General features: G+C 66.5%; 2 protein-coding genes and 1 pseudogene. 1 reads left to right on the top strand and 2 read right to left on the bottom strand.

Features of this window, described 5'->3' with window-relative positions:
* Positions 1-20: 20 nt before the first annotated feature.
* A pseudogene (locus tag ACMO6A_RS14340) lies at positions 21-617 on the bottom strand (formate dehydrogenase-N subunit alpha); the annotation flags it as partial.
* 458 nt (positions 618-1,075) lie between these two features.
* Here ACMO6A_RS14340 and selD point away from each other — a divergent pair.
* The gene (gene selD, locus ACMO6A_RS14335; protein ID WP_083803368.1) at positions 1,076-2,131 is read left to right on the top strand and encodes a selenide, water dikinase SelD; all 1,056 of its coding nucleotides are present in this window, start codon (positions 1,076-1,078) and stop codon (positions 2,129-2,131) included.
* Between the two features lie 240 nt (positions 2,132-2,371).
* Here the strand turns inward: selD and ACMO6A_RS14330 are convergent, their stop codons facing one another.
* Positions 2,372-2,461, bottom strand: a complete 90-nt coding sequence (locus tag ACMO6A_RS14330; RefSeq protein WP_418471462.1) for a 2-hydroxyacyl-CoA dehydratase — start codon at positions 2,459-2,461, stop codon at positions 2,372-2,374.
* Positions 2,462-2,466 lie beyond the last annotated feature (5 nt).

Genomic DNA, 2,466 nt, shown 5'->3' with positions numbered 1-2,466 from the left:
GCAACCGTGGGGCTGTGTCAAACACGAGCCTGGTTGTCGATGGCTATCACCCCTAGCGACCGCATCATCTTGTTGATGAGGTACTCTTCCTCGGAGTTCTGCTGGCTGCCGCCCAAGCTGGCGATGCCGTGGCAACGGTTGACCGTGATGCCGTTGGACACCGTCTCGAACGTGGCGTCGCGCGTGTCCTTGACCCAACGCGCGATCTCGGCGACGGCGTCGTCCCAGGTGATATCCTCCCACTCGGAGGCGCCGGGGCGTCGAACCATCGGACGGGTCCTGCGGTTCGGGTTCTTGATCACCTCGCGCGTGGAGGGATCCACCACGTTGCGCAGCTGGAACATCGTGGCGCCCTTCGGGCACAGGCCGCCCTGGTTGACCGGGTGGTCGGGATCGCCTTCGATGTTCACCAGCTCGCCTTCGCGGGTGGAGCAGATCACGCCGCAACCGCCGGAGCAGTAGCAGCAGATGTTCGTGTACTCCTCCGTGTTCACGAGCTTCCAGTCGGCTGCGGGCTCGACGGCCAGCGCCTCCGACTGTGAGGACAGCTCGAACGCCATGGTGGTGGCGAACGCTGCGCCGGCGGCTTTGAAGAAGCCCCTGCGTGACAGGTTCATGTCCTCGTTCTCCTTCCTTCTCGTCCGTTGAGAATCATGCGCCGAAACCAGCGGGGGACGTCGCCGAGGGCATGGGAGACGTCGTCCTGCTCGTGGTACCGGTACGCGCATGCCTTGGCCGAGCCGGCAGCCCTCCACCGCCCGACCGCCGCGATCTTAGCAAGCGCCTTGCGACGCGGCGTAATTAGTTTCTGATGATATGGGTGTTTTTATGCGCAAACTCTCAAGATTCCTTCGTGGAATATTCGGTAAACGTCATTCCGCGCCGAACGCCGCAGGGCGAACGGCCTGTTTCCGCCGATGGGCGGGGATACGGTTCCGGTAGGCGGTACGTTTACGGCGGCGGTGCGGTATCGACGAGCGGCGCGGATAACGCGCAGGCGGCAGGTTGCTCAGGACGCGGACGGGACTGCTATACTGCTGATGACGACCGATCCGGCTTACGCGAAAGGAATCCCATGAGCGAGACCGAGCGCATACGGCTCACCCGCCTCACCGAGAAGGGCGGTTGAGCGGCGAAGTGGGGTCCGGGAGACCTCGAAGAGATACTGAAGGACATCGCGCCGCCGCCCGACGCCGATCTGCTGCTGGGCTTCGACACGTCCGACGACGCCGCCGTCTACCGCCTGAACGACGACACGGCCGCGGTGCTGACGCTCGACTTCTTCACGCCGGTGGCGGACGACCCCTACGAGTTCGGCGCCATCGCCGCGGCGAACGCGCTGTCCGACGTGTTCGCCATGGGGGCGAAGCCTCTGACGGCGCTCAACATCCTCGCGTTCCCGTGCAGTCTGGGCACCGACGTGGTGGGCGAGGTGCTGCGCGGCGGGGCCGACAAGGTGCGCGAGGCGGGCGCGTTCGTGGTGGGCGGCCACTCCATCGAGGACGACGAGCCGAAGTACGGCCTGTCGGTGTTCGGCACCGTGCACCCTGACCGCATCGTGCGCAACGGAGGCGCGCAGCCGGGCGACGCGCTGTTCTACACGAAGGTCCTCGGCTCGGGGATCATGAACTCGGCGTTCCGGGCCGGGTTCGAGGACGACGAGGGCATGCGCCCCGTCATCGAGTCCATGATGGAGCTCAACCGTGCGGGCGCCGAGGCGATGGCGGCCGTGCACGCGCACGCCGCCACCGACGTGACGGGCTTCGGGCTGGCCGGCCACCTCCACGAGATGCTGGAGGCCTCGGACGCGTCGGCCGAGCTCGTCTGGGACGACCTGCCGCTGTTCAAGGGCGTCTACCGGTATTCCTGCGACTTCTGCCGCCCTGCCAAGACGTTCGGCATTATCGACTGGGCGCGCGCCTTCGTGAGGCAGGGCGGCCTCGAAGACGAGGAGTTCGAGAACCGCATGGGCGTGCTGTGCGACCCGCAGACGTCCGGCGGCCTGCTGGTGGCCGTGGCGCCCGACGAGGCCGACGCGTTCGCGCGCGCGTTCGAGGCGGCCGCCGGTCGCCCGCCCGCGCTGATCGGCCATGTTCGCGACGGCGCGGCGGGCGAGATCAGCATGAAGTAGGGCCGTATCGCCCCGGAAGGGGCGATGCGGCCGCCGGGCGATCTGCATGCTGCCTTCGTCCGATCTCGAAAGCGTTGGGCGCAAATCGGCAGCCCTGGCAAAAATCGAGGAGCCCTGATGCCCCTGCGGGCGACGTTGAAAACGCCACCTGGCCTTTCTCCGTTTCAAGCGAGGAACCGCAGCGGAATACGCTCTAAAAATTGCCATGGGTCCCCATTCGCGCCCACCAAGCGGCAGTCGCTACAGCATCTCGATGAACGCGGCCAACCGGGTTCCCACCTGGCCGCCGTCCCCTGCAGAGTAGTCGGTTTCCAGCTTGAGGTACGGGATGCCCT

The sequence above is a fragment of the Eggerthella sp. genome (assembly GCF_048329335.1).
GTDB classification, from domain to species: domain Bacteria; phylum Actinomycetota; class Coriobacteriia; order Coriobacteriales; family Eggerthellaceae; genus Eggerthella; species Eggerthella lenta.
Note: the sequence above shows the minus strand (reverse complement) of the source record. Positions and strands in the feature narration are given on the sequence as shown.